Origin of the sequence: Mediterraneibacter hominis (assembly GCF_014287475.1) — a bacterium.
Lineage (GTDB): Bacteria > Bacillota > Clostridia > Lachnospirales > Lachnospiraceae > Mediterraneibacter > Mediterraneibacter hominis.
In genome coordinates, this window is record NZ_JACOPF010000002.1 from 549,353 (window position 1) to 573,969 (window position 24,617).

The 24,617-nt window shown below is 44.7% G+C and carries 23 protein-coding genes; 11 read left to right on the forward strand and 12 right to left on the reverse strand.

The genetic code is table 11. The features are described 5' to 3' along the window. Positions 1-25: 25 nt before the first annotated feature. Positions 26-1,207, reverse strand: a complete 1,182-nt coding sequence (locus H8S37_RS12070; RefSeq protein ID WP_186876314.1) for an iron-containing alcohol dehydrogenase — start codon at positions 1,205-1,207, stop codon at positions 26-28. 180 nt (positions 1,208-1,387) lie between these two features. On the opposite strand from H8S37_RS12070, the gene H8S37_RS12075 reads away from it, so the two are divergent. From H8S37_RS12075 to H8S37_RS12090, 4 genes are read left to right on the forward strand one after another with little or no spacing between them, the layout of a single operon-like run. After that, entirely contained in the window at positions 1,388-2,653 is a 1,266-nt protein-coding gene (locus tag H8S37_RS12075; protein WP_186876315.1) for an MFS transporter, read from the forward strand. Between the two features lie 27 nt (positions 2,654-2,680). Beyond that, on the forward strand, positions 2,681-4,675 hold the full coding sequence (locus H8S37_RS12080) for an oxidoreductase (RefSeq protein ID WP_186876316.1): 1,995 nt from the start codon (positions 2,681-2,683) through the stop codon (positions 4,673-4,675). A gap of 28 nt (positions 4,676-4,703) precedes the next feature. After that, positions 4,704-6,062, forward strand: coding sequence for a TRAP transporter large permease subunit (locus H8S37_RS12085; protein ID WP_186876317.1), 1,359 nt, complete (start codon positions 4,704-4,706; stop codon positions 6,060-6,062). 13 nt (positions 6,063-6,075) lie between these two features. Next, a complete protein-coding gene (locus H8S37_RS12090) occupies positions 6,076-6,213 on the forward strand; it encodes a hypothetical protein (RefSeq protein ID WP_186876318.1) in 138 nt (45 codons plus the stop codon). A gap of 258 nt (positions 6,214-6,471) precedes the next feature. Here the strand turns inward: H8S37_RS12090 and H8S37_RS12095 are convergent, their stop codons facing one another. The 9 genes from H8S37_RS12095 to H8S37_RS12135 all read right to left on the reverse strand — a co-directional run bounded on the left by H8S37_RS12095 (position 6,472) and on the right by H8S37_RS12135 (position 15,478). Then, positions 6,472-7,032, reverse strand: coding sequence for a cob(I)yrinic acid a,c-diamide adenosyltransferase (locus H8S37_RS12095; protein ID WP_186876319.1), 561 nt, complete (start codon positions 7,030-7,032; stop codon positions 6,472-6,474). 69 nt (positions 7,033-7,101) lie between these two features. After that, complete coding sequence (locus H8S37_RS12100; protein WP_186876320.1) at positions 7,102-7,431, reverse strand: glycerol dehydratase reactivase beta/small subunit family protein; 330 nt, start codon at positions 7,429-7,431, stop codon at positions 7,102-7,104. Positions 7,432-7,454: 23 nt separating this feature from the next. After that, on the reverse strand, positions 7,455-9,272 hold the full coding sequence (locus tag H8S37_RS12105; RefSeq protein ID WP_186876321.1) for a diol dehydratase reactivase subunit alpha: 1,818 nt from the start codon (positions 9,270-9,272) through the stop codon (positions 7,455-7,457). Then, entirely contained in the window at positions 9,269-9,661 is a 393-nt protein-coding gene (locus H8S37_RS12110; RefSeq protein WP_186876322.1) for a diol dehydratase small subunit, read from the reverse strand. Before H8S37_RS12110 ends, H8S37_RS12105 begins: the two co-directional genes overlap by 4 nt. Next, a complete protein-coding gene (locus H8S37_RS12115; protein WP_186876323.1) occupies positions 9,662-10,357 on the reverse strand; it encodes a propanediol/glycerol family dehydratase medium subunit in 696 nt (231 codons plus the stop codon). It lies immediately after the preceding gene. Positions 10,358-10,371: 14 nt separating this feature from the next. Next, positions 10,372-12,036, reverse strand: a complete 1,665-nt coding sequence (locus H8S37_RS12120; RefSeq protein WP_186876324.1) for a propanediol/glycerol family dehydratase large subunit — start codon at positions 12,034-12,036, stop codon at positions 10,372-10,374. 273 nt (positions 12,037-12,309) lie between these two features. Further along, on the reverse strand, positions 12,310-12,552 hold the full coding sequence (locus H8S37_RS12125) for a DUF4318 domain-containing protein (RefSeq protein WP_186876325.1): 243 nt from the start codon (positions 12,550-12,552) through the stop codon (positions 12,310-12,312). 32 nt (positions 12,553-12,584) lie between these two features. Then, positions 12,585-13,496 carry a 4-hydroxy-tetrahydrodipicolinate synthase gene (gene dapA / locus H8S37_RS12130; protein ID WP_186876326.1) on the reverse strand — a complete coding sequence of 304 codons (912 nt, stop codon included), beginning with the start codon at positions 13,494-13,496 and terminating at the stop codon, positions 12,585-12,587. A gap of 191 nt (positions 13,497-13,687) precedes the next feature. Further along, on the reverse strand, positions 13,688-15,478 hold the full coding sequence (locus H8S37_RS12135) for an OPT/YSL family transporter (protein WP_186876327.1): 1,791 nt from the start codon (positions 15,476-15,478) through the stop codon (positions 13,688-13,690). Positions 15,479-15,728: 250 nt separating this feature from the next. Between H8S37_RS12135 and H8S37_RS12140 the strand changes: the two genes are divergently transcribed. Further along, a complete protein-coding gene (locus H8S37_RS12140; RefSeq protein WP_186876328.1) occupies positions 15,729-16,622 on the forward strand; it encodes a LysR family transcriptional regulator in 894 nt (297 codons plus the stop codon). Between the two features lie 9 nt (positions 16,623-16,631). On the opposite strand, the gene yaaA is transcribed toward H8S37_RS12140, so the two are convergent. Then, positions 16,632-17,396 carry a peroxide stress protein YaaA gene (gene yaaA / locus H8S37_RS12145; protein ID WP_186876329.1) on the reverse strand — a complete coding sequence of 255 codons (765 nt, stop codon included), beginning with the start codon at positions 17,394-17,396 and terminating at the stop codon, positions 16,632-16,634. Between the two features lie 205 nt (positions 17,397-17,601). Here yaaA and H8S37_RS12150 point away from each other — a divergent pair, with 205 nt between their 5' ends. Both H8S37_RS12150 and H8S37_RS12155 read left to right on the forward strand, forming a co-directional pair. Continuing rightward, the gene (locus H8S37_RS12150) at positions 17,602-18,453 is read left to right on the forward strand and encodes a CPBP family intramembrane glutamic endopeptidase (protein WP_186876330.1); all 852 of its coding nucleotides are present in this window, start codon (positions 17,602-17,604) and stop codon (positions 18,451-18,453) included. Beyond that, the gene (locus H8S37_RS12155) at positions 18,450-19,040 is read left to right on the forward strand and encodes a Maf family protein (protein ID WP_186876331.1); all 591 of its coding nucleotides are present in this window, start codon (positions 18,450-18,452) and stop codon (positions 19,038-19,040) included. Before H8S37_RS12150 ends, H8S37_RS12155 begins: the two co-directional genes overlap by 4 nt. A 24-nt stretch (positions 19,041-19,064) precedes the next feature. On the opposite strand, the gene H8S37_RS12160 is transcribed toward H8S37_RS12155, so the two are convergent. Then, complete coding sequence (locus H8S37_RS12160; protein WP_186876332.1) at positions 19,065-19,619, reverse strand: M48 family metallopeptidase; 555 nt, start codon at positions 19,617-19,619, stop codon at positions 19,065-19,067. Positions 19,620-19,689: 70 nt separating this feature from the next. Between H8S37_RS12160 and H8S37_RS12165 the strand changes: the two genes are divergently transcribed. The 4 genes from H8S37_RS12165 (at position 19,690) to H8S37_RS12180 (ending at position 24,607) form a co-directional block, all read left to right on the forward strand. Continuing rightward, positions 19,690-20,382 (forward strand): response regulator transcription factor, encoded by a 693-nt coding sequence (locus H8S37_RS12165; protein WP_186876333.1) that lies wholly within the window; start codon positions 19,690-19,692, stop codon positions 20,380-20,382. Beyond that, positions 20,379-21,305, forward strand: a complete 927-nt coding sequence (locus tag H8S37_RS12170) for a sensor histidine kinase (protein WP_186876334.1) — start codon at positions 20,379-20,381, stop codon at positions 21,303-21,305. Before H8S37_RS12165 ends, H8S37_RS12170 begins: the two co-directional genes overlap by 4 nt. Positions 21,306-21,476: 171 nt before the next feature. Continuing rightward, positions 21,477-22,157 carry an ABC transporter ATP-binding protein gene (locus H8S37_RS12175; RefSeq protein ID WP_186876335.1) on the forward strand — a complete coding sequence of 227 codons (681 nt, stop codon included), beginning with the start codon at positions 21,477-21,479 and terminating at the stop codon, positions 22,155-22,157. Then, positions 22,154-24,607 (forward strand): ABC transporter permease, encoded by a 2,454-nt coding sequence (locus H8S37_RS12180; protein WP_186876336.1) that lies wholly within the window; start codon positions 22,154-22,156, stop codon positions 24,605-24,607. Before H8S37_RS12175 ends, H8S37_RS12180 begins: the two co-directional genes overlap by 4 nt. The last annotated feature ends 10 nt before the right edge of the window (positions 24,608-24,617 follow it).

A 24,617-nucleotide genomic window follows, 5' to 3' on the forward strand; every position in this document is an offset into this window, starting at 1 on the left:
TCCATTTTGGTGTCCAGGTGAAATATTATACGCTGGTTTTGGTGGAGGAAGAAGCATCGGTGATGAATACGGACAGAGAACGGTAGTAAATGTCCCGTACCATATCTTCTGTGAGTGGATATGGATGTCTGTCAAGACGCCATTGCGTCTTACAGAAGCTTTGAGTCCATTCTTCAATCTGGCTGGATGTAACCGAAATATGAATGTGGGGGGCCAGAATTTTTTGGATATAGCTGCAAAATTCATCTACTGTATTAAAGCCAATGGCATCCATAATCCTCTTGACACGCTTCTGATCTTTATAGATTTTCACATATTCTCCTTCAAAAATTCCGCAGGCAAGACCATGCGGTACATGATAATAATAGGAAAGCGGATATCCAAGACCGTGGGCAACCCCGGTACATTCATTGATAATGACCATGCCCTGCAGGAGAGAATGAAGTGCCTGTTTGTCATAGTCTTCCGCTGTCATTGTGTTTGAGAGAAGGTGTTCTTTAAATTCTCCGAACAGTTGAAATGCCGTTTCTGCTATCATATTCGTCATAAAATCATCCCGGCTATGGCGGCTCAGATAACTTTCGATACCATGACAGAGTGCATCGACGGCAGTGGCGTGATTCAGTTCTGTGGGAGAACCTTTGATATAACGAGAATCTACAAACGAATAGCTGCCGAAGGAACGGCGGTTTGTACCGGATTTACTTTGAATGTCATTTCTCGTAATAACAGAAATGCCGGTCATATCAGCCCCTGTGCCTGCGGTTGTGGGAACATTGATCAGCGGGAGTGCTCCATCGTCCGGTGCGCCGACTCCGAAGATGTGAGGTCCTTTGCCGAACAGCACATCATAAGCGTCGAGATTCGGATAGCGTAACAGGATATTTACGCATTTTGCGGTGTCGATGGCAGAACCACCACCGATAGAGATCAAAAGGTCGGGCTGAAATTTGGATACCTGCCGTGCTATTTTAATCAGTGACTCTACAGAGGGATTGAGCTGTACTTCCTCGTTGACAGCATATAGGACATGTTCTTTTTTCAATGCTGTTTCTACGTCTTCGAGAGCTAGATTCTTTTTATCGGGAAAACGGCTTGTAATGATGTATGCTTTTTGCCCGAACCGTTGGAATACATGTGAATGTTTAGCGATACAATTTTGGCCAAAGTAAACTTCACATGGGCATGCAAAATGAAATTGTTCCATTGTTTTACCTCCTACATTTGCTTTGGGATTGTTATAACATAGACAATGAAGATTTGTGAAAGATAAATTTTTTATGAATATCATATAATTTGTTTGTTGGACTGAAAATTTCAAGTATGTTAAAATTTAAACATACTCAATCTGTCATTCAAAAATAGACCTACAGGAGGAGTTAGCGAAATGAGTGAATCTCAAAAAAATACATCAGGGAGAATATTTTATGGCTGGATCAATGTAGTAATCGCATTTATTGTTATGTTTTTCACAGTTGGAGTGGTGGTGACCGCTTATTCGGCGACATCTATGTATGTCATTGCCGAATGGGGAATCAGCAACACAGAAAACAGTATATTGATTAATGCAAGAACGATCACAGCGATCATAGCAATGGCTCTTGCGGCCTCTTATTATAAAAAACTTTCTGTAAGGGTGGGACTGTTTATCGGAGTGGCGATGGGCGCTCTGGCATATGTACTTTTTGCTCTTGCGGATGGTATGACGCTTGGAATACCGGCGATGATCCTTGCGGGAATTAGTCATGGTCTTTCCGGTATGTATGGACTGACGATTGTTGTGGAGAACTGGTTTGTAAAGAAAAAGAGTTTTGTTCTGGGTGTTCTTACAACGGCTTCAGGCTTTACTACTATGATCATGCCGCAGTTGCTTGTACAGATCGTGGAAGCGTATTCTCTGGAGGCGTCCTTTTGGATTGTAGCGGTTATGTTTGCCGTTGTAGCAGTGATTATACTTTTGTTCCTGCGGGAAAAACCGGCAGAAGGAGAGCGTTATGGAGAAGGAGAAACAGCGGAAACAAGTAGTGCAAAGCGAACAGTCAGTGAAAGATACAGCCCGAATCTGGGACAGTGTGTGTGTATGTTGGTAGCGTGCCTTATGATCGGGCCGGCGTGTTACTCGCAGGGACAGGTCCGAACACTCGCATTTACAACAGTTGGATTTGATGCCGCGACAGCAGCTGGATTTCTCTCTACTTACGGACTTTTTATCATAATAGGAAAACTTATATTCGGCTGGATCAACGACAGAGTGCCCATGCGTAAAATGACAGTTATATGGTTTGGCCTCGTTGCCGTATCGCACGTGATACTTGCCAATACAGGGGCGGACTGGTTTAATGGTATGTGGGCTCAGTCAGCTAACATCCTGTACTCTTTAGGTGGTCCTATCTGTACAGTCGGTTTGTCCTTGTATGGACTTGAACTGGCAAAAGGGGGTGACACGAAGGCTTGGATCAGAAATTATCTTGTGATCTATAATATTGGTGGGCTTGTATTCACACAGCTTGCAGGAGTGATCGCTGATAAGACAGGAAATTACAGCGCTGTATTTTATATGTTCGCGGTTTGCGCGCTGGCTGGAGCTGTTTTGTCACAGATTGCTTACACGGGAGCTTACAGAAGAGCCGGTAATATAAATGGAAAAAAATAGAAATAATATCTGCGGAGGAGAATACATATGGTCCAGAAAACGAAATATATAAATCTTTTTACGCCATTTAAGGTGGGAAAGCTACAGATAAAAAACAGAATATGTTATGCTCCGGTGGGAACGGGGCTGAGCGAGAACGGAAGCAGCGCTTTTGACGCCGCTGATTCGGAATTTTACGTAGAACGTGCAAAAGGCGGTGCGGGCCTGATCACGACTGGAGCGATCTTTACAGATCTGGAAGTAGATACTTATACACCTGGAGCACTTGGTACATGGCAGATTACGTATAAACCTGCATTGTTTCGCTTGACATCAAATAAAATGCTGGATAGAATACACAGCTTCGGTACAAAGATGTTCGCGCAGCTCAGCCTCGGGACAGGAAGAGACTCGGGAAGTTATGCGCCGTCGGCTATTCCTGTTTTTGCAGATCCGTCAAAGGTATGTCCAGTGCTTTCAGAGGAGCAGATTCAGAAAAAGATCCGGTATCTGATCGAGGGGGCGGTGATCGCGAAACAATCCGGCTTTGACGGAGTGGAGGTCCATGCATTACATTTCGGATATCTTTTGGACGAACTTGCAATGAAAATATCAAATTATAGAACAGATGCCTACGGAGGCTCTTTTGAGAACAGGATGAGAGCATGTAAAGAAATTATAGAAGGGATAAAAGCGCGTTGTGGAAAGGATTTTCCCGTCTCTATGCGTCTGGGTATGAAGAGCTACATTACTGGTTTTAATCAGTCGTGTCTGAGCGGGGAGAATGAAGCGGGGCGAACTTTGGAAGATAGTATCAGAATATGCAAGACGTTGGAAGAATACGGTTATGATATGCTGAGTGTTGACGTAGGGCTTTATGACTCTTATTATTACTGCTATCCGCCTATGTATCTGCCGTTGGGGCTGAATGTAAATCTGGCAGCAGCATGTAAGGCGGCGGTGAACATTCCGGTAGCGGTATGTGGTAGAATGAATGATCCCGAGCTTTGTGAGGAAACGATCGCATCGGGAAAAGCCGACGCAGTTGTGATCGGTAGACAGATGCTGGCAGATGCAGATTTTGCGCTCAAGATAAAGACTGGGCGGACAGAAGATATACGTCCTTGTTTGAGTTGTAATTTTGGCTGTCGTGGGAAGATGCAGGACGGACTTGGGCAGAGATGTGCCGTAAATCCGGAGCTGAGACGAGAGAGTGAGCCGGGACTGGTGCCTGTGACAGAGTGTGAACGTAAGAATATTATGGTGATCGGAGGAGGAGTGGCAGGAATGGAGGCAGCCCGTGCAGCTGCATGCAGAGGTCATAAAGTTACTGTGTACGAAAAAGAATCAAAACTGGGCGGAATGCTTAACATAGCCGGCATACCGGACTTTAAAGAGGATGAAAGAAAATTAGTTGCGTGGTATGAGAAGCAGCTTAAGGATCTGGGAGTGAATATTGTCTTAAATCAGGAAGTGGATATGGATATGATACTAAGAGAATCTCCAGATGCAGTTGTATCGGCAGTAGGTGCGATTCCGTTTGTGCCGGGCAGTACAAAAGTTGATCATCCTAAAGCAGTTGGATTTAAAGAAGCTCTGACAGGAGAACAGGAGATCGGACAGAAGGTCGTGGTAGTCGGCGGCGGTCTCGTCGGCTGTGAAGTGGCTGTCAATTTTGTGAGGCAGGGAAGAGATGTGACGATCGTAGAATTTTTGGATGATATTCTGAGCAGCGGCGCACCGACTCCGCTCATGAATAAGATGTGTCTTGCCGATATCTTTAGAGACAGTAATGTGAAGATACGGACTTCAAGTGCGTTGACCGAAGTCAACAGCGAGGGGGCAGTCATCAGGACTTCTGACGGCTTCGAGACGATTCCCGCCGACACGGTGATCCTTGCGCTTGGACTTCGCTCGAGAGAAGGATTTGCGGCAAAGCTGGAAGAATATAATATTGAAGCATATTCAATTGGTGACGAGAGCCAAGCAGCCAATATCCTTCATGCAATTGCTGATGGATATGAGGTGGGACGGCTGATCTGATAAAAGACGTGAATGGAGAAAATGCGCGATGGCGTGGATTTATTTAGGACTGGTATTGTTCATTGTAATATTCTTTTTTATCGTAGTGAAACGCCCAATGTATGAGGTGATGTTTCTGGCTTTTCTGGCGCTGCTGCTTGTGTCAGGGAACATAGGAAAACTAGGATACTATCTCATTGATACGTCAAAAAGTTATCTCCTCTTTACTATGATGGCATTTATGATGTTCGGGGTAATTGTTGAAAAATCCGGTATTATAAATGAGCTGCTCAATATGATCGTTGCTGTTGTGGGGAGGTTTTCAGGCGGGGCAGGGTATGTTACTCTGCTGGCGGGTGCTGCAATGGGAGCATTTTGTGGAACCGGGTCAGGCACTGTGGCAGCAACAGGATCGTTTATGATACCGGCTATGAAAAAGACAGGATTTTCGGCAGAACTATCCGCAACAATTTCCGCTGCTGCCGGAACTTTGGGACCTATCATACCACCTTCGGCAGCAATTCCTGTAATGTATATGATGCTAGAGGCAGTGGCTCCGGACTATTGCACAGCATCTCAGTTCTGGATGTTTGCTTGGCCGGTATCTTTCTGGCTTATAATCCAACGCCTGATTACGTTATATATCTTGATAAGAAAAAATAAAGTCACGCCTATTCCAAAAGAGGAGAGAGTATCTTTGAAAGTTGCGTTTAAACATGGGTGGAAGACATTGATTTTACCGCTTATCATGATACTGCCTTTTATATTTGACAATATGTTTAAAGATACATTGATTACGGAGCGGCTTGGAACGTCCGGAGCAGAACAGTTTTCCATGACTGTTTTGCTGGTGGTTCCCTGTGTGGCGTGCCTTGTGGCAATTTTGTTGTGGAAAGAAAAAGGGAATAGGGTGACGTTCCAAACAGTCGGAGATATGTTGGTTAGCGGCGTCACCGTGGCGGCGCCGATCATACTGATGACTTTTTCCGGCTTTGCTATGGGTACTTTGATAACCGATCTTGGGCTTGCAGAGTCTATCGTGGCCGATATTCGTCTATTGGATATTCCGAGAACAGCAGTGATTATAGTTGCTCCTTTGATTTTTACGTTTTTCGGAATGTTTATGGAGTCTTCTTCAGTATATTTTCTCTTTGGACCGGTGTTTATACCGATTGCAATATCAGTGGGAATCAACCCGATGATGGCAGCAATGATGGTGAATGTTATGAGTAACGGCATGGGACAGATGTCTCCACCGTTTGCGCTTTGCCTTCTGGTTGCAATGGGGATAGCTGACTCAGATTTTAAGAAAACATCTTATCAGGCGATTATCTGGTGTGTGACTCAGTATATCGTTATTGTTCTAATGCTGGCTGGTTTACTGCCTATGTTTGGTATGATGTGGTAGGAGATTTGCAGTGATGATGATAGAAAGATTAAAAAGACTCACATTGAAATTATTTATATGGGGAATTGGATTACTTCTTTTGGTAGGCGCCGTGATTGCTTCTGTGTATATTGTACTTTTTTTATTGGAAGTACAGCTGCTGTTCGGATAGAATCATTTATCAGAGAAACTATATTTCCCATACTTTTTGTGTTGAACATTTTTTTGTGTGTGATTGGGATAATTTATGTATATCTCATCAAAGATAAAGGGTTTCGGTTTAATGTGGGACAAAAAACGAGTGAACAGAAGCATAAGGTATAAATATACTGCTAGTTTAGGAAAAATATGAAGTAAAAAAATATATTCATAAATATGCAAGATGTGAGCTCGCCATTTGGCGAGCTTGTCTTTTTAGAAGCTTCTTATTTTATTTATTTTTTAGAATATTCTGCACAACGCTTTCTTTGATTGCTTCTTCCTTTGTATGTGACGTCTGATAATCTGTGAAGCGCGCCGCTATGTACAGGAAATCAGAGAGTCGGTTTATATACTGCATTGCTTTTGGATCGCAGCCATAGTTTTGTTCTACCTTACGAAAGCGTCTTTCTGCTCTACGGGCGACAGCGCGCGCTACATCCAGGCGGGCAGACTGTTCACAGCCTCCGTACAGGACGAATTCTTTCGCACGTGGGAAAGAAGCCTCCATACGGTCTATCTCTGCTTCCAGGGCAGACGTTTCCTGTGCGTTTAAATTGTAGTTCAGATTACGTGGCTCGGCGATTTTCGCCATAATCTGCAACAAGGTTTTCTGAATTTGTGAAATCTGGCTGTGCAGAGGTTCATCACAGAGTACCTTCGCGAGTCCCAAGCAGCTGCTCAGTTCATCAATTGTGCCGAGCAACTCTATGCGATCGTCAGACTTGGAAACGGTGATTCCGTTCATCAGAGAGGTTTTTCCGCTGTCACCCTGTTTTGTATATACATTCATCTACAAATTTCTCCTTCCTACCAATGGACAGTATACATATCCTAATTTGCTTCGGAATTTTTATGAATTTTAACGAAACGGCAGCTTTTTGACTGCACGTGCACTGTTAGAGCCTGTTTTCCGAGCTTCTTCTGCTGTTGGATGAAGATGGCTTTCTATGTTTTTTCCTTTTTCAAGACCACGCATTTTTAGACATACGGCAGTGCCGAAGATACCGATTCCCGAACCGAGCATAGAATCTCTTGCCGCTTTATAGGCGAGTTTTTCCATACATGCATCAGGAAATTCTGTTATCTCATAGAATACGCTTTCTTCCTCGATTCCGGCGCATACATTACGAAGCACCTGGGGACTGGCGTCGTGTGTGTAAATAAAAACAGAAGGTTTTTTAATGATCATTTTCGTATCTTCCTCTGGAAAGATTATATTTGTTTGCCGATATAGGAGAGAACAAGTCCGGTCGCAACCGCGTTGCGGGGACCTTCTGTACCGCGTATATTTCCGCGTCCGCATACGATACGGTATTCGGCAAATGCTTCCATCAACATTTCCGGTATCTCAAAATCCTGTGCAGAACCGCCTACCAGTACGACATTGGAAATGTTTTTTAGATCGTGGCATGGAGCTACTTTCTTCAGTGCGCGGAAGGCGTTTGCAGTGAAGACCTTCCGTTTTGCATCCCGCCGTACCTGCACAATTTTCTCCATGGGTATATCTTGCTCTATACGGACATATCCGTTTTCTGTCAGAAGAATGACCCTGCCAAAAAAGCGCGGATCGATAGAATCCTCTACAAAGGTCATCTGTCCGTTTTCCATCCGCATATGGAACAGGCTTTCTACCTTTGCAAGAGGGTATTTCTTTATCTGCTCTGCGATACGGCGGTCGCCAAGTCCCAGTTCTGTTTCAATGAGCATAGAGACCAGTTCTCCGGCGCCTGCCTGGTGCGTCATTGTCACCTGTCCGTTTTCGGAAATAACAGCGGCATCTGTCGAACCTCCGCCCATATCTAAAATGGCAAGGGGCAGCTTCGTACCCGGTGTAGTCAAGGCGCCGAGACTTGCCATGACAGCCTCTACTCCGGCGACAGTGACGTCTGTACCCAGTTCCGTTTTCAGACGCGCTGCAATTTCCTGCATGGGAAGCTTCTGGGTCTTTACCATGGCTGCAATCCCGACTGCCTTTTCCAGACAGGTCTCTCCGGCGAGAGCGCCGGAAATGAGAACAGGCGCCAGCGTATCTACAGCAAGGATGTCTGTAATGCGTATATCGGACGCAGAAGTGGGATCGAGCTGACTCATTCCCTGCTTGATGCGGGTAAACATATTTCCGACGTTGGTGTCGGACTGTCCGCTGATGTCATATATGTCTCCGGCAGCGGATACAGCTTTCATAATTTTTTCAGCGCCCTCATCCAAATTAATAGAAATGGTTTCTTTACCGTTTAAATAAATTTCACCGGCAGGAAGAACATTTTCGTGCACATTTCCGCCGGGAGTCTTTAAGACAACCGCGCTGCGTTTTCCGATCAGGCTTTTGGCGATCGGCGTGACAGCGCGGGTCTCTTCTGCATTTAACTGCAACAGCGTGGCAATTCCATATGGATTGGAAAGCATACGGATCGTCTGACCCGGGAGCGCAACCTCGATAGTTGCCAGAACTCCGTCCGGCAGTCTGTCGATATGCAGAACCTCATCAATGATAGGCAGTTTTTTATGCAGACGGTTATATACAAGAACCGCCTCGTCCGCCTGCAGAATCAGTCCCGTGATTTGGAGGCGATCTGCGAGAAGATTGATCTGGGCTGCAATTTCCTCATAGGGATGCTCACGGGATACGGCGACGATATAGGGAGTGTCTTTTACTGCGCGCATAAGATGCTCATATACCAGAATTTCGCCTACTGCCTGCCCTGCTCCGGCAGGGGTGGCAGGATTGTGTCCAATCATAGAAGAATCGGTTATGATAGTTTCCGTGAGTGTTTCCATTGCGGTATCCCCGATAACAGGAGCCGCTTCATTCAACCGGACGCAGTACAGACTGTCCAAAGTTTTTCCGATCTTTTCCATAGCCTGGCTGAGGGCAGTCTTTATGCCATGTACATTTTCGACAGTACCCTTTGTTCCGGTTGTGGGGCATGAAGAACCAGCGTGGAAGGTAAGGGTTCCATTTTCAGAAACTTCTCCCACGCAGACTTCTGTTGTGGAATTTCCAATATCAACTCCGGCGATTAATCTCAAAGCAAAATCCCTCTCTTTTCGTACACTTCGGCGGCTTCCATGACAAGCCTCGCACAGTTTCTGGCATTGTATTTTTCCAGTAACTCCTGTGCCATCATCACTAACTCCAGTTTTGTGGAACGGTTAGGGCGCAGCTTATCATACATTTTTAAAATAACGTCATCTGGAACATCCACCAGTTCTGCGGCGCGTTCAAAATTCTTTTCCATAGGAGTGTTCCCGTTTTCCTTTGCTACCTGTCCTTGTGCGCGAAGTATTTCTTTAGATATTTTAATGTCATCCGGTGAGATATGATTTTTCATAACCTCATCCAGTGTGATGTCGGTTAGTTTTTTACCTGTTTTAGAAGCGATACGCTCTTTTTCGTGTTCACCTAAAGGGTACTGCATCTATTTTCCCTCCCATTCAATGATTCCTACTTCTGGATCTAGCTGTTCTGTCTCTGCAATATGCATGATTGCCGCCTTTACCTGGTATTTTGGACGGGACATGGGGTCATTGGTACAGGGGATAGGTACGACCTGCTCTCCTTTGACATATTTTGCCGCGTTTTTCCCGATCTGACGGTAGGTTTCCAGTGTCATAAGGGGAGCCTGCGGAAATAACTCCAGATTAGAGAGAGGATATAAATCTCTTTGATGGATAACGGTTGTCCCTTTCGACTGGATACCGACACCGATACCGGAACCGGAGAGCTTTGCCGCCTCCAGCGCCATGAAGCACACATCGGAGGTATCCAGTATCTTAACCACTCTTGGGTTCATGCCTTCTTCTTCAATCCCTGCTTTTACATTTCGAAGGACGCTATCCAGAGGAATTCCGTTGATTGTTTTTGTGATTTCCTTCTGAAAAGCGGCCCCTACGCCGATCACGACTTCCTTTGGGTCAGTGCCTTTGCGGGCGCGGGGATAATCGTGGTAAGAAGTTTTTTCTTCATTGATACGTTCTTTTCCGGCCAGAGAAGGAAGCTGTTCGGATAAAGAAGTATCTGAAGCAGAAGGAGAACCGGCAGAAGAAGCGGCCTGCTCCATCTGTGTCAGGACGGCGTTTGTAATCTGTTTGATTAAATCTTCATTGATCTGCATGATTTCTCAACCTCCTATATATCTTTTGGGTTGATAATGTGAGGAATTTTTTTGATTTCCTCCCAGCGTTCACCCTCTACACGATATCCTGTGCCCGGCCCCATATAGTCGTTCGGTGTGTTGATTCCCGAAAGAACATGGAAATCTTTATCTAATATTGCGGCTGTCTGCATATAATCGCCTGCTACACGCTGTTTCAGCATATTAAGGACGCTGGAGGCAATATCCTCAAAGCCGGATTCTGCCAGGGCGCGGACGACGTCGATACCGGTAATCCCTCTTTTTAAGACATCCTCCGCAGCCATCAAATCTGCGGTAACGTCGCGGGAAGGCGTATCCTTGCTTCCGTGTGCATAGGTTGCCGCCTCCACCTGCTCGTCTGTGACAGGAGAAAGCCCGAGATTACGGAAAACTGCCTGCACCGCGCTGGCAGCGCGGTTTCTTACGCGGATGACCTCTTCTTCTGTAACAGGGCGAAGGCCTCCGTCTACCTGCATGTCTCTCTGTAATACGTTATAGTCATCAAAGTCTTCGGCATCAAAGTTGGAGCCGGCAAACATATTGTCATAATTTGGTTCTGCGGCATAACCGGAGAAGATAAAATCCGTACCCGGTAAAAACTGCAGCATGGTACGCGCGGTTCTCCTCATATCAGAATTGGAAAAGCTCTGATCATTAGAAGAAGCACATTCTAACCCGAGCAGTGCCGCTACAAGGTTTTCGGCCAGCACTTCTCGGATTCCCGAAGGAACAGAGCCGGTGACTCCGATACAGCTTACACTGCCGTTTTGAATCCCCTGGCTTCCGGCGCCCTTTGTGGCATACAGACACCGGCATTCTAAATACAACATAGATTTTTTCTCACTGCTTCCCATCAGTACCTCTGAACCGGAGCCGGAGGTGAAACGTACCTTTAACCCTCTGGAAGCATAGGCAGAGTTCAGGAAGGCTTTGGAATAAGGTGTGTCGTCTCCGTCAATAAAGACCTTTTCTGTACCATATACAGACAAAGTTTCCGCATAGGTAGTCAGTCCGCGGATTCCCAATTCCAGCTCAGTCGCTTCTTCGGCGGAACACTGGGTCAGCACACCGGGACGCCCTGCCTGGGAACCAATCAAGAGCGCCATTGCGCTTAGAGGAGCATAACGTGCCACACCCATTGTCGTTTCTTCTTCGGCAAAGCCTCTTAAAGCGCCTTCTGCGGCGTCTGCAGCTATCTGTACCGGATCGTCCTTTAAGTTGGTGATATGCGCCTGATTTCCAGGAGTTCTCCTCGCGCGGATTTTCTGCATGCCCATCATCAGCTCTACGACATTTAAGTGATTCATGACTTCCGCCATTTTCGCAGGGGTGATGCCGGAAATTAAATCCAGGATTTCTCTGCGCGAAACATGAATGTCTACAATCATTCTGGCAATATCCAGAGAAGAGACAGACATGGAGTTTTCAGCGCGTTCTATATTGACTGCGTAGTCAGCAATAAATTGGTCAATAAAGTCAAAATCTTGTCTTTTCTTTCCGTCCAGTTCTATAATTTTTCCATTTTCTACTTTGACGGAGGGCTGGGGATCGTAGGGGCTTTTCATAGCAACAAAGCCCATTTCCGGCCACTCATTGATATAACCGTCCAGATTTACCGGACGCCTGTCCAATGCTTCGATTCGTTTCGAACGCTTCATTTGACTTGTACTCCTTATAAACGATATTTATATTGGTATTATACAATAATCACAGGGGAATAGCAATATAAGATTTCAAGAAACTGGTATAAAACCACATGTGAAAGAAATAAAAACCACAACAAACCACAGAGTGGGTTCGATATTTGAAATATATAAAAAAGAAAGTACAAAAAACCGGCAATCTCCATCAGAAGTATAGATAAGACGAGAAGGAAACTTCTGCGGACGCGAAGATTGCCGGAGCTAGGAATAATCTGTATTTATATTTTTTTATGCTTTTGCAGCTCTGGGCTGGCACTGACAGCGGATCATCCAGTATGCAGGGCCGTCCAATGTCTCTTTTTCTATTTTGGTCTTGTAAAATTCACCGTCCATATAGAAGCAGACAGCTCCTTTCTGTGGAAGAAAACGGTACTCCAGACTGTGTTCCCTGCAGAAATGTTCAATACTTTTCTTTATTTCTGTCTGGTTCTTAGGGTGTGTATCTTGAAAAATAATCAGCTCTTTTTTCATTATTAAAATCCTCCTGTTTATTTACATGGAATTTATATTAAATGATATTCTTTTAGACAATTTTTCAATTCTTCAGCCTTTGACGGCTCCATCGGACATAACGGGAGTCTGCAAGGCCCGGTTTCAAAGCCCATCATTTCCATTGCTGTTTTTACTGGAATCGGGTTGATGTCGGAAAACAAAGCTTCGATCAGCGCTTCATATTTTAATTGAAGTTCTTCGCTGTGGTGTACATTTCCAGAAAAGTAGGAAGCGCAGAGGTCACTGACCACTTCCGGACAAATATTGGAAAGTACAGAAATAATTCCCTTTGAACCAAGCGCCAGTGCTGACACTGCCTGGTCGTCATTTCCGCAGTAAATATCCAGCCGATCTCCATAACGGGAAACGATTTTGGCAAGCTGTGAAAAGTTGCCGCTTGCTTCTTTGACCGCGCGTATATTTGGAATCTGAAGCAGTTCCTCATATGTAGAAGGCTGAATGTTCACGCCTGTCCTCGACGGAATATTGTAGAGGATAAAGGGGAGGCCTGTAACTTTGGCACATGCGGCATAATGCATGACCAGCCCTTTTTGGGAACATTTATTATAATAAGGGGTTACGAGAAGTAAAGCATCTGCACCGGCTTTCTCTGCATTTTCACACAACAGCTGTGAGTGCGCAGTGTGATTGGAGCCTGCACCGGCTATGACCGGGATACGTTTGTTTACAACTTCACAGGTAAAACGAACCAGTTCATAATGCTCTTCTGTACTTAAGCAGGCGGATTCCCCTGTGGTACCGGCAACAACAATTGCATCAGTACGTCCTTTGATCTGGAATTCGAGGAGTTCTTCCATTTTTTTGTAATTTATGGAACCGTCCTCGTTCATTGGGGTGATAATGGCGGTGCCTGCTCCTGTAAAGATAGAATCTTTCTTAGGTTCACTGTCTTCTCTGTCCATAATGTCTCCTTTAAATTTATTATTTTGTTTTTTTTGTTTGCTCTGATTCTACCTCACTTGTTGTAAAAAACGTATTAAGAATAAGAGGAAAGGTATAAAGACCGTATAAAAATCGAAAAGGCTGTGCCGCCCTCTTGGAAAATACAAAAAGGACGGCACAGCCTTGAAAGACAAGATTTAAGAAAAACCGTTTATTTTGAGGTCGGTTTAAACAGTTTAAAGGTGTTGCTGAAGAAGGAAAAAAGTGCGCTTCCGGCAATCAGACCGGCGGACACAACATTTAAATTCTTTCTTCCTTCATCACCGAACAGTTTTTCGATTACGACCCGGATACCTAAGAAAATCAGACCGGCAATTCCGGCTACCGGATTGGTGATCAAAAGCCCTGCCGCGAACATGATACCGATCTGGCGTCTCAAACCGCTGATGAGCTGGATGACGCCGCCTAAGACTGCCCAGGTTAAGATATATTTAAGGACAATCGGGTCTACGCCTGCCTCAATCGTAGATTTATAGACAGAGGCAACAGGAGGAATTCTGCCTGCTTCAAAGTATGCTTTATAAAAGAGAACGACAGCTACAATTGCCACAGCCGCGCCTAGCATTTCTGCGAAATACTGTTGTTTTCGTCCTTCGACTTCGAACTTTGCATGTTTTCCCTTTCCGCGAAGTATCCAGCCAGTTTTTAAGTCGTAGCCCATATCTGCAAAGGCGGGACCTGTACATGCCGCATATCCCGCGAGGAATGCGAGAGCATACGGAGGGAATCCGATAAACATTCCAAGTACAAGGAAAATAATAACGGTTGCCATTGCAGGGAAATATCCGGAGTGCATGGCAGATATTCCGACAAGGATTTCAGATACCAGCGCGGCAATCATTGCATAAATTACCCAGACAACCAGCATGCCTGTGCTCATCTGTGCAAAGAGCCCTCCGATAACTGCCATGATGACAGCGCCGATTGTATAGAGAACGACGCCTTTTAACATAGCTTTGGACATATCCTCTGTGGAACGGGAGTAGACGTAAGGCTGTTCTTTTGCCTCCTGGACTTCTTCTTTGATTTCTTTTTGAATTTCGGAGACAGTTTCTAATTCCGGCTCCAGAATGGTTTCTGCCTCTTCGATACCGGCAGCCTCTTCTACACTGTCTTTGGAGGCGGCATCAGAAAGATTCTGCTCGCGTTTGTTCTTATAGCGGCGCACAATCAGGATACCGGCCTGGATAAGGGCCACAAGTCCGGCGCCTACCATGACACCCTGGGGAACATAATAATCTGCAAGTGCATATCCAAACAGTCTGTCCCAGTAGCCATTGCAGAGAAGTCCGATACAAAATGCGGTCAGCGCTACGATATTTCCAAGACCGCAGACACCAATAATATCCATAGGAAGTCCGAAGTAGGTTCCTGCAATGCCGACTACGGTTCCGGAGATAAGAAGGACTGCTTTTTTGCCAAGCTCTGCGGCGGCGAGAATGGTCTCTGCGGTGGCAATACCGATCGGCCATGCTTCATTGGCGCCCATAAGAGGAGTGTCGAACATCCAGTACATCATAGTAATGTCGATTAAAAATGCAATGATACCGCCTATTAAAATTCCGGTGCACATCTGGGGTTGATCAAATACCCAGATGACGGAGACACAGACGAGAAGTACATTTCCGGCTCCGAAGGTTGCACAGGAGATTGCCGTCTCGATAATGTTCTGCGTATGAATATTGCGGAACTGCCGCGTAAACCTCATAGGAATCATACCGACCAGAACTGCGATCAGCGCTCCGATAATGGAAGTGTTTGTACTAAGCCCAAATTCTACGATCAGTTCCATGCCGATGATTGCACCCAGAACAGAAGTCAGAAGGATGATGAATAATATAGCGGGGCTAAAGGTTTTAGGATGCTTTTGCGCCACATAGTACTCGATAATTTCATCATCAGAGTTGAATTTAGGAATGTCGTGTTTGTTGTTTGAACCCATATGTAGTCCTCCTTTACGCGGTCATTATAAAAGGCAGGAGGAGTGTTATTATAAAAAGTAAATTTTTAAAACAACACTCCTATGCACAAGTATAATTTTGAAAATTTTATAAAAATATATAAATTTTCTTTAATTTTAAAATATTTATAAAAATTGTTCAAATAAAATATTTTTATGCTGTTTATAAATTGTATTTATATATGGCGGCTGTTATAATTAGGTAAGAAATGATGTAGCAGGAGGTGGGGAAATGCTGGATTTCAGGCTTCATACATTTATGGATTTATGTGATTCTAAAAGCTATACAAAGACGGCGAAAAATTTGCATATGACACAGCCCGCTGTTTCACAGCATATCCGGTATCTGGAAAATTACTACGGCGTCGAGCTGATTCATTATGAAAAAAGGAAAATGTCTCTGACAAAGGAAGGGGAATATCTGTTTAAATCTGTAACCGGACTTTTGGAATCCTCCCGGATTATCCGGCAGGGGATCTTATCTCTTGGTCAGAAGGCGCCTCCGATATCGGTAGGAGCAGTGCCTGCCGTAGGGGAATTTATTCTGCCGCATTTAACGGCGGAATATGAAGAAAAATATGCTTTTTTAAACATTCATTCCGTGATTGGGCGGACAGATACATTGGAGAGAAAGATGCGGGCCGGAGAGTTGGATTTTGCGGTTGTGGACAGCGAAAAGACATGCCCGGAACTGCCCCACTGTATGATCGGAAGCCAGCAGATATGCTGTGTGTGCAGTCCAGCACACCCACTGGCGTGGAAGTCAGCTACATTTAAAGAACTGACAAATCAGAATATTATCTATTGGGAAAAAGATTCTCATGCGTACCGGATACTAAATGAAAAATTAAAAAGACAGGGGCTTACATTAAACGATTTCTCAATTACTGTGCAGTCGGACAGCATGGTTTCGATTCTCTCTTACTTGAAAGCAACACCGCGGATTTCTTTTTTGTTCAAAAGTGTTATCAAAGAGAAGCTGGACAAAGGAGAGCTTGCGGAAATCTATATAGACTCCTTCCATGAATCCGAGGCTTTCTACTGTATTTATACAGACGAAATACAGAAAAAAGAACAGGCGGCGCATTTTATGGAATTTTGTATTTCCAGAGGAATCGGGGATTAACCGGATACATCAGAGGGATGGCTGTTTCTCCTTTATAAATACAAGCTCTTCCGGCGTGGACAGCTCTGGACGATAATGATACGAAAGAGCGGTAAATTTGGTGAGAGCTTTGGACGTTGTAATCTGCTTTTCGGACATCCATCGGACCATCTCGCCGCGTGCCATTTTTGCCTGTGTTGCTTTTACCTTTACCTTTCCGTTTAGCATTTCCCCGAAGATACAGGTGACACAGTGTATGTGCGGGGGAATATAGGGGAGGACTGCCTTGCTGTATTCGGCGGAGGCTAAGTTGATAATTTCATCCGTACCTTCTCTGGAAAGCTCTTCATACAGGGAACTGCCCCAGAAAGCATAAAGTCCCTTAAATGTATTGGTTTTTAGCTTTGCCTGCATTTCCAGGCGGTATGGAATCACTCCGTCTGTAGGACGCAGAATACCATAGAAGCCTGACAGAATTTTTAGATGCTGGTTTACGTATTCCCACTGCATGTCGGAAAAGACAGAAGGGGAGATGTATTGATACTGGATTCCCTCGTAGGCGAGAAGTGCAGGGGTCATATTTTGGGATAAGTGGTATGTGTGGAGCCGCTGGTAGTTTTCCTGCGCAAGCTTATCGCTGCACTGCCAGAGCTTTTGCAAATCGGACAGAGACTGCTCTTTTAAAAGCTCCATCAAGATATTGGTTTTGTTCAAAAAGACAGGAACAGTCAGCTCACAGGGGTATTCATCATAGACATTCATTTTTTTTGCTGGTGACAGAATGATTTTTAGCATAAAGGAATCCTTTCTTTTGTACATCAACGTTAGACAGATACAAAAAGCAGAAGCTGCTCTTTGTATCTATCATAGACGAAAAGGAGAGCGAGGTAAAGCGGCAGATTGACAAAAGAGAGAAAGATACATAAGATAGGTCTATAGCGTCGGCTTGAGGCGTGTTACCCCTTGTACACCGACCTATCTAAAAAGGAGAACAACACATATGAAGAAAAAAATTAATTATCTGTTTGCAGCTCTGGTATTTATAGCTGTGATGTGCCTGATGAATGGACTGGGGTATTTCTGGTCATTTCTTGCGATGATAGAGGGAATGCTGCTTAGAGGGGAACAGGGCGTGGACATTGTGTATACTTTCCTGATGGATCATATGAATTTTTACTCAGTGATGATCTATCTGCCTGTCGCTTTTTTGTTCGGCGTATGGTTCTATCTCACAGTATTGTTAAAGGAAGGGACAGGTGTATATCTAAGAAAAAGTACAAAGAGGGTGTCTTTGGTATGCTTTGGCTGGACGCTCCTGCTTACATTGGCAATGCAGCATGCAACCTCTCTTATATTTTTATTATTTCAGCTTATCAGTCCGGAGGCACTAAGCGATTATAATGATTTGGTGGAAGGCTCAAGCATGATGCAGTATTCACTCCTGTGGGTGTTCAGTACGCTCATCTTACCGCCTCTGGCAGAAGAAATTATATTCAGGGGATTGATTATGAAATATTTGCAGCGTGCAGGCGCGGCTTTTGTCGTTGCAAATCTGATACAGGCGGTCTTGTTTGGAATCTTTCACCAAAATTTGGTGCAGGGAGTTTATGCAGCGGTTTTAGGCTTTATTTTAGGGTATCTTGCGTGGAGATACGACAGCCTTCTGGTACCTATGTTTATGCATTTTCTATATAATCTGACCGGAACGGTACTTGTGGATTTTGAAAATGCCTTTTTGCCGGACTGGGCGTTCGTGATTCTGATATTTTTCAGTGTGCCTGTTCTGGCTGTATCGCTGTTGATGATACATTTTGGAATTGGCGACAAAAAGAAAAAGGAGAGAGTAAGATGAAAAAAGTGATACTTGCAAGCAGTTCTCCGCGGCGCAGAGAGCTGCTTGCACAGATTGGAATAGAGTTTGATGTCAGGGTCAGTGAACAGGAAGAAATTTATTACAGTACAGTTCCGGAAGAGATTGTAAAAGAGCTGGCTCTTTTAAAGGCAGAACATGTGGCAGAAAATATGCAGGAAGAAGAGCGTGCAGGCAAAGTGATAATCGGGGCGGATACGGTGGTTGTACAGGATGGAAGGATTCTGGGAAAACCACAAGGAGAAAAGGAAGCCTTTCGCATGTTAAAGGAACTGCAAGGGAGAAGCCATGAGGTATATACCGGAACAGCACTTTTGTATTTTGAAGGGAAAGAGAAAAAGACGGTAAATAGAGCGGTAAAGACAAACGTGTATGTACATGCTATGACAGAGGGAGAAATACAAGCCTATATTGCTTCTGGAGAACCACTGGACAAAGCGGGCGCTTATGGAATCCAGGGAAAATTTGCCGCATTTATAGAACGGATCGAGGGAGACTATTATAATGTGGTAGGGCTGCCTGTTTCGTTGGTATATCAATGTTTAAAAAAGTGGAACCTGACAGGCTGAATCTGCCGGGGCAGGAGAATCCGGTTAGACGGCATCCCACAGTGAATGACCGTTTTCTCTTAACCATTTCCGGCTTTTTTTGTAATCCGGCAGTACCTGCTCTACAATAGCATAAAAGGCTTTGGAATGGTTCATTTCTATGCGGTGGGCAAGTTCGTGTACAACGATATAGTCCAGAACTTCTTCAGGAGCGAAAATGAGGCGCCAGTTGAAATTTAAGTTTCCGGCGCTGCTGCAGCTTCCCCAACGGGTCCTCTGTTCCCGGATAGAGATACGGTGGTAAGTGACATGCATCAGCTTTGCATAAAAGGCTGTTTTTACGGTGAAAATCGCGCGCGCTGTCTGTATATAGCGCGCCCGTTCCTTTTTAGACAGCGCGTGTCTCGAAGGGTCTGGGCGTTTTGCTTTCTGGGACAGATGCTTTAGGATCCAGTCCTCCTTTTCGCAGAGAAAGGTGTCGATAAAGGACTTCGGACATCGTAAGGGTACGCGCACCTGCACCCGTCCCTCCGGGGTGATCTGGATGACGGCGGTTTTTCTGTCACTGTATAAAACTTCGTAGTCAAATGGGTGCTTCATAACGTATACCTCCTACAAAAGCTAAGTGTAGCAGGGGGATAGAAAAAGTGCAAGAAAAAGGAGGCATATTATGAGTCAAGAAAAGATATTGATTATAGAGGATGATGAAATTCTGGCGCAGGGAGTAAGGATGAATCTTTCCCTTGCCGGATTTGCGGCGGAGACGGCGAAGAATTTAAGAGAAGGAGAAGAAAAGCTCACATCAAAAGCATGGAGCTTACTTCTTTTGGATGTCAATCTGCCCGATGGAGATGGGTTTTCTTTTGCAAAAAAAATAAGAGAAAAGCAGGATATTCCTATTATTTTTCTGACTGCAAAGGATATGGATACAGATATGATGGAAGGGTTTGAAAGCGGGGCGGATGATTATGTCACGAAGCCGTTTCATGTACAGATTTTAATACAGCGGATACGTGCTGTCCTTAGCAGATATGCTGCCGGAAAAAAGGAAGAGAACCGTAAGAAAACGGGAAACCTGGAAATAGATTTCCAGGCATATAAAGTCTGGAAAAGCGGGAATGAGCTGACTCTGACGCCGACAGAATTCAAATTGCTGCGAAAATTTCTTGAAAATCCGGGGATCGTCCTTACAAGGGGCGCCTTGCTGGAAGAGCTTTGGGACAAGGAGGGGGACTTTGTGGATGAACATACGCTGACGATTTTCGTCAGCAGGCTGCGTTCAAAGATTTCAGATGCAGAATATACCTATATCCGGACTGTTTATGGAACAGGATACCAGTGGACAGAGGAGAAAAAAAGATGAGTCAGTGGGGAATTACAGCAGTAGCTTTGGGCAGTGTGCTTCTCATTACAGGCGCAATATGGCTGTATATGAGGCGCCAGTATATTCTTTTTACAGAGGCAGTCTGTTCCAGTATTGATAAAATTCTGGAGGGAGGCGCAGAAAATACGTTTCAGACAGAGTCAGATGAATTGTTGTCAAAAATACAGATGCAGCTGGTGCGGCTGCAGGAGATAACTGCCTTCCATGCACAGGAAAGCGAACGACAAAAGCAGAAAGTACAAGGGATTGTTTCGGACATTTCCCATCAGTTGAAAACACCTATCGCGAATGTAGTTATGTACTGTGACACAGCGGTAAATCCTAAGCTTTCAGAGAAGGAGCGGGATATGTGTCTTGGAGTGCTGAAAAATCAGGTGGGCAAATTAGATTTTCTTGTACAGGCATTAATACAAATGTCCAGGCTGGAGCAGAATATACTCCATCTGCATACAGATGCGGTACCTCTTATGCGGCTTTTGGAGGATGCGAGAGAAAGTATTGGGGCAAACGCGAAAAAGAAGAAAATAAAGGTGGAGATAAACTGTCCAGAGGATACAAAACTGCTCTGTGATGAAAAATGGACGCTGGAAGCGTTGTTTAATGTTCTGGACAATGCGGTCAAATATTCAGATGCGGGAAGTACGATACGGATATGTTCAGAACGTATGGAAATGTATACAAAAATCCAGATAGAAGATGAGGGCACAGGAATTGCTCCGGAACATATAAATGATGTCTGTAAACGGTTCTACAGAGAAGAACGTGCAGCACACGTGGAAGGGCTTGGAATCGGTCTGTATCTGACAAGAGAAATCATAGAGAAAGAAAGCGGATATTTAAAAATTCAGTCAAAAGAGGGAAAAGGAACGCAGGTTACTGTATATCTTCAGAATGTCGGATGAGAAATTTCTGTTTCTTTTTTCATTTTTGAGAGGTTTTTGAAACATTTGCCTGTTATCCTCTAACTAAAAGATGGAGATGTTAAAAGGAATTCTTTGAAAAACAGACAAAAGGTTTGAAAAGGAGTGCCTATTTGACGTTTTTATCTTCATATGTAAAGGAGAGACAGGAAAATGAGTATACTGGTTACGGAAAATTTAAAGAAATACTATGGGACAGGTGCAAATGAAGTACGGGCATTAGACGGTGTTTCCATGGAAGTAGAGGATGGAGAGTTTGTCGCAATCGTTGGGACGAGCGGCAGTGGAAAATCTACTTTGTTAAATATGCTGGGAGGTCTGGACATACCTACTGCAGGAGAGGTTACGATTGCGGGGAAAAAGCTTTCTGGTATGGGCGACGAGAAGCTGACTATTTTCAGAAGACGCCGGATCGGATTTGTCTTTCAGAACTATAACCTAGTTCCCATTTTAAACGTCTATGAAAATATTATCCTTCCGGTATCCTTAGACGGAGGAAAACCAGACGAACTTTATTTAAAAAAAATTATCAGTCTCTTGGGACTGAAAGAAAGGCTGACAGAGATGCCGGGGAATCTGTCAGGCGGACAGCAGCAAAGAGTGGCGATTGCGCGTGCATTAGCGTCTAAGCCTGCACTCGTGCTTGCGGACGAGCCGACAGGGAACCTGGATTCAAAGACCAGCCAGGATGTGATCGGATTGATTAAGACATCCAGCCGACAGTTTCACCAAACGGTGGTGATGATTACACATAATGAAGAAATCGCGCAGACTGCGGACCGGATTATCCGGATTGAGGACGGAAAAATCATGGAAAGCAGGTGGACAGTATGAGACGCAGCAGGAGAATTTCTTCGAATAATAACAGGAAGGCTGTATGGTCTTTAGCTGTACGCAGTGTAAAGAGCAGCAAAATGAAAGACTTTTTTGTGATTTTGACGATTGTATTGTCTGTCAGCCTTCTGATGGTGATGTCCCTGTTCTATGTCGGAATGAATACAGAGACGAAGCGGACGGTCGCACGCATGCAGCATGCTATTTACTACAATCTGGAGGAAGAACAGCTTACACAGATGGCGAAGGATGAACGAAGCCAATATGTGCTTTCCATGAAAGAAGGGCAGGCTGTCGAGGTGGACGGGAACATGGTCAAGCCTGCGGCTTATGGAAAAGAACCCCTGAAAAATGAAGGCATAGAAATCGATACGGTGACTCCGACAAAGGGGAAAATACCAGAGAAGGCAGATGAGATTATGCTTTCGGATGCCTACTGCAAGCTGGCAGGAATAAAGGCAGCTCCGGGGGAAACGGTTTCTTTTACATGGCTGGACGGTACAACAGAGAACTATCGTCTCTCTGGCATTTACCATACAGGGGAAAACCAGCCCCTTTATACGGTGTTGTTCTCGGAAGCATATGCCAGAGAAGGCAGCCAGTTAAAGGAAGTTCCATGGGAAGGGATCGTCTGCTTTTATGGAGCAGATGAGATGACGCAGCCAGCGTTTGAAGAGCTGGTCTATGGCTTTGGAGACGACTGTGGCATTGCAAGAAAAGATATGAATATCAATAATTTCTTCTTGGATGCACTTCCGGGAGGGGACATGGCAATGCAGCAGATGATGTTAGTCATCTGTGCAGGCATCGGGCTTCTTTTTGTCAGTGTACTTGTCATCTATAGTGTATTCTATCTTTCTGTAGTAGGAAGAATCCGCCAGTTTGGACAACTTCGGACGATAGGTATGACAAAGAGGCAGATTCGCAGAATGGTACGGATTGAAGGACTGTTCCTAAGTGCGTTAGGAATTCCGATTGGTTTACTTGTCGGCGGTGCGGTCAGTTATGTAATACGACCGGGTGGCTGGGACGTCGTACACACATTGATTGTGGCGGGAATTGTAACTATGGCAGACATAATTACTGTCTTGATTTCTGTACAGAAGCCGGCGAAGAAGGCAGCTTCTGTCTCCCCAGTGGAAGCGGCAAAATATTCCGGCTATACAGGAGAAGAGAAGAAAAAGAAAGAGCCGGGCAGCCGGACAATAAAACTGGCAAGAAAGATTACGCCCACGAGTCTTGCTGTTATGAGTAATGCAAGAAATAAGAAAAAAACAGTACTTACCATGATTTCTCTTGGTATCGGCGGAATACTTTATATGCTGGCGGCATTTTTTGTGACCTCCACCAGCCTGGAGGGGTACGCAAGGCAGGGAGAATATAAATACGGAGAATTTGTAATAGGCTATTCTTATAATGTAGCAGAGACAGCCAAGCAAGGAGAGACCCAGCTTCAAAAAGAACATCCTCTGGATGAGAAGCTGATTCAGGAGATCGAGAAAACAGACGGGGTGAAGAATATTCATACGGTGCAAAAGCTGGAAGTATCGTGGGAGGCACACGGCACCCAGGAAGAAGGAGACGACAATGTAAGAGGCTTCTCAAAAAGACGTACGGAAAAATTAAAAGATTTAAAGCATACCGGAGACTTTATTTATGAAAAAATGGTAGAAGAGAATGGGATTCTCTTTACCCGGGGAGGGGCCTGGGAAGAAGTCTACGGGTGGGAATTCAAGCCGGGAGATAAAGTGAAGCTGTCTTGGTACGACGGAGAAGAGGAGAGGGAGAAGGAATTTACAATTATGGGTGTCATAGATGCAGGCGACTTTGACGAGGAACCAGGAGATACCTTTACTTCCTTTTTGATTCCGGAACAGACACTGAAAAGTATGACAAAAGGGCTGAATCTGAACGCAGATCTGATTGTTGAGACGGATCAGAAAAAAGAAACACAGGTTGGAAAAGAACTAAAAAATATAACAAAGCAATATCCTTACTTGTCGCTGGGAACGCTGGAGGAACAAAGACTCATTGCAAAATCACAGTTTACTACGTTGTTTTCTGTTATGCTGGGACTTAGTATGTTTATTATAGGATTTGCATTGCTCAATCTTTTAAATACGCTGATTACGAACATCCTGACGAGAAGCCATGAGTTTGCCATGCTGCAGTCTGTAGGGATGACGAGGAGGCAGCTTTGTAAAATGCTGCGTATGGAAGGACTTATACTGGCGGCCGGAAATCTGGCTGTATCACTGGTGCTGGGAACGGCGGCAGGATACGCCATGATACAGATTATGAATTATTTTGGGGTGGACTATATGCATTTTGTATTCCCTGTATGGTATTTTATTGGGTATGCGGTCTTTATCCTGCTGGTTCCGGTTCTGGTCACAGAATATATGGTAAGAAAATTTCAGAAGCAGTCGCTGGTAGACAGGCTGAGATAAAGAGAAAAGT